Source organism: Candidatus Zixiibacteriota bacterium (assembly GCA_020853795.1).
In the GTDB taxonomy this organism is placed as follows: domain Bacteria; phylum Zixibacteria; class MSB-5A5; order CAIYYT01; family CAIYYT01; genus JADJGC01.
Genome location: JADYYF010000019.1, coordinates 1 through 3494, shown reverse-complemented (window position 1 = coordinate 3494; position 3494 = coordinate 1). Strand labels below are relative to the sequence as shown.

Here is a 3494-nt window from a genome sequence, read left to right as displayed (position 1 = left end):
CGGTCGTATCGCCGAAGAAGTAGAGTTTGTTCTTGATGATCAGGACGAACATGCCGCTGACGACGGTCAGATCCTCCCGCTTGCCGATGATTTCCAGCGCCGGCCGAATCGTCTCCGGGTAGTGCTGGGCTACGCCGGCCAAGTAGGCATCGGCATCGCCCATGTGGACCATCATCGCGCCAAAGTAATTCGGGTTGCGCATCAGCATCCGGGCATCGTATAGCGTAACGCCTTTGCGGTGGCGCAGCCGGAACATCTCTTTGACGTATTTTTCAAAATTTGGCGACGAGTGCGGATGGATGATTTCGATACCGGCCATGTCGATCTCGTTCTCAGCGGCCAGTTGCCGGATATCGCTTTCCTTACCCAGGACGATCGGACGCGCGAAGCCCTCGTGATTGACGATCATGGCAGCGCGCAGCACCTTCGGCGAGGTGCCTTCGCTAAACACGATCCGTTTCGGTGCTGTCTTGGCGCGGTCGATGAGGGTCGAGCGGATTTCGCGACCCAGGCCGAGCCGGTGCTCGAGCTGGCTCTTGTATTCGTCTATGTCGACCTCAACGCGGGCCACGCCGGAATCCATCGCGGCTTTGGCGACCGCCGAGGCCTCCCACAACAACACGCGCGGGTCGAACGGCTTGGGGATGATGTACTCGCGGCTGAACTTGAAGCTCGACACGCCGTAAGCGCGCGCCACGGCATCTGGTACGTCTTCTTTGGCGAGGGTTGCCAGCGCCTTGACTGCCGCGATCTTCATCTGCTCGTTGATCGCGCTGGCGCGGACATCGAGTGCCCCGCGGAAAATGAACGGGAATCCAAGCACGTTGTTGACCTGATTGGGATAATCGGAGCGGCCGGTTGCCATGATCACGTCTTTGCGTACTGAAACGGCATCGGGATAAGTGATTTCCGGATCGGGATTGGCCATCGCGAAGATGATCGGATCCTTGGCCATCGTCCGGACCATGTCCTTGGTAACCAGGTCCTTGGCCGAAACGCCGACGAACACGTCGGCATCGACCAGTGCGTCCGCCAGGGTATGGCAGTCGGTCTTCTTGACGAACTGGGCTTTATACTTGTTCCAGTTGTCGCCGCGGCCTTCGTACATCACGCCCTTGCTGTCGGCCATCATAATATTCTCGAGCTTGACGCCGAGCGAGAGATAGAGCTTGGCGCAAGCGATGCCGGCGGCGCCTGCACCGGAGAAGACAACGCGTACCTTGCCGATATCCTTGCCGCACAGTTCCAGCGCGTTCAGCAGCGCCGCGCCCGAAATGATAGCCGTACCGTGCTGGTCATCATGGAAGACCGGGATATTTAAGAGTTTCTTGCACTCTTCTTCGATATGGAAGCATTCCGGCGCCTTGATATCCTCGAGATTGATCCCGCCGAAAGTGGGCTCCAGGATTTGGCAGGTGCGGATGATTTCTTCCGGGTCTTCGGTATTCAGCTCGATGTCGAACACATCGATGTCGGCAAAGCGTTTGAACAGGACGCCCTTGCCTTCCATGACCGGCTTGCCGGCCAATGCCCCGATATTGCCAAGGCCGAGTACCGCGGTGCCGTTCGAGATCACTGCCACCAAATTGCCTTTGGCGGTGTAAGTGTAGGCATCGGCCGGATTCTTCTCAATTTCCAGGCAGGGTTGCGCCACGCCCGGGGTGTAAGCCATGGATAAGTCACGCTGGGTGACGCACGGCTTGGTCGGTACAACCTCGACCTTCCCGCGCCGGCCCATGGAGTGGTATTGTAAGGCTTCTTCACGTTTAATCACAAAAGCATCTCCCGTTTCGGGTTTTTCCAAGAAGTGAATATAGTAATTATGATCCAGTCAACCAAGATAAATTGCGGTCGGAATTCAGGATTTTGTGCAAATTTTCACAAAGACTCGGCTATATCAGGTCGATATAAACCGCATGTTGCTGTGGGATTTGGCGGGCGAATTGCTGTTTGCCGACTGCCATCAAGTGCGACAAATTGCGCCCCATGGTCAACACGTTGATCCGCCGATTGGCGTTGATCAAAGCCGAATTCGGAACGGCGCTCGCCACGGAAAAGTCCCAACTGCTGCACGACCTGGCTTCGGCCAGAATCCGCTTGGTCGCCGACCTGATAAGCTATCACGATTCACTCTGTTACCTGCGCGCCTACTGCGACAGCCCGGAGCTCTTGCAGTTTGTCGACTATGAGCTGGACCGCTTCAGCCGCCGTCTGCGACAACTGAAGCGGCCTCTCGGCAAGAGCGCTCGCCTTCGGTTGGAACGCTCCGGCATCGTCGGCACGAGCTTCACTCACGATTTCGGATATCAGATGACGAAGTGGCTCCTGCAGAATTTTCCGACAGCCGCCGATTTCGATTACGCCGAATTGCGAAAGCTCAAGGGCGACCCGATTCTCGATTTGTTGCCGGCACTTGTGACCTGGAACGAGAATGACGCCGTCGACGACCCCTACCTCACCACCGAGGAAATCCGTGATGCCGATATCGGCAGCCGGCACATCTCGCCGCTGCAGTGGTTTGTCGAACTCTTTCGTCGCTTGCCCGCCGACGAAAATCTCAAGCGCTTGCTCTTCGACAAGATCGCCTTCTCATTGCGAATTACGATCGGGAAGCAGCCGTTTGCCATTACCAACAGCCGCGAGCCGGTAGGGGATTACTTTTTTCAGCAGGAGCCGCTGCAACGTGGCTATCCCGACTTGCGCAGTGACTTGCGCCGGACCCGGCTCACGCCGAATTTGCTTGACCCAATCTCGGGCCGCAAGATCATCGACCGTGCCCGCATGGCACTGCTCGTGCGCCGTCGCGAGCTGTGGCCGCTGTCGTTTGCAAACGAGCAGGAAGTTTGGGCAGCCGCGATCGGTCGCGGCACCACGATTTATCTTCTCGGTATGCTGCCCGAGACGCGCTTGCCGTTGGAGGCAAACTACTCCGCGCTGCTGGTTCGCAATGGCGTGCCGATCGGCTATGGTGTGGCCGCCATGGTCGGCGAGCGGCTCGAACTGGCGATCAATATCTTCGATAGCTTCCGCCGCTGCGAGGCGGCCTTCATCTACACGAATTTCTTGCGGATGCTGCACCAACTCTTTGGCTGCAGCTATCTGGTCGTGCGGCGCTACCAAGTTGGCTATGACAATCCCGAAGGGCTCGAATCGGGAGCGTACTGGTTCTACTACAAGCTCGGATTTCGCTCTCTTGATAGTGGATTGCGCGAACTCGCTGAAACCGAAGCGGCGCGTATCGCCGCCCGTCGCGGCTACCGCACTCCCTTGACGATGCTCAAGCGGCTGGCGGAGTCTGATCTCTGCCTGAATCTCCGTCGCCCCCGTGACTTCAGTGATCGTGACTTTGCCCTGGGACAGATTGCGCTGTTGCAGACGCGCTTCATCGCGCAGGCGTTTGCCGGCGATCGTGATCGCGCCCGGCGCGAAGCGCCGAAGACCGCGGCAAAGCGGCTTGCCGTGCGCTCAACGGCGGGTTGGTCGAGGTTGGAGCG

At 58.2% G+C, this 3494-nt stretch carries 2 protein-coding genes; one reads left to right on the top strand and one right to left on the bottom strand.

Features of this window, described 5'->3' with window-relative positions:
* Positions 1-1774: NADP-dependent malic enzyme (locus tag IT585_01305; protein ID MCC6961867.1), on the bottom strand; the 1774-nt coding region annotated here is incomplete at its 3' end.
* 176 nt (positions 1775-1950) lie between these two features.
* On the opposite strand from IT585_01305, the gene IT585_01300 reads away from it, so the two are divergent.
* Positions 1951-3494, top strand: a 1544-nt coding sequence (locus tag IT585_01300; protein ID MCC6961866.1) for a hypothetical protein, incomplete at its 3' end; no start/stop codon positions are given.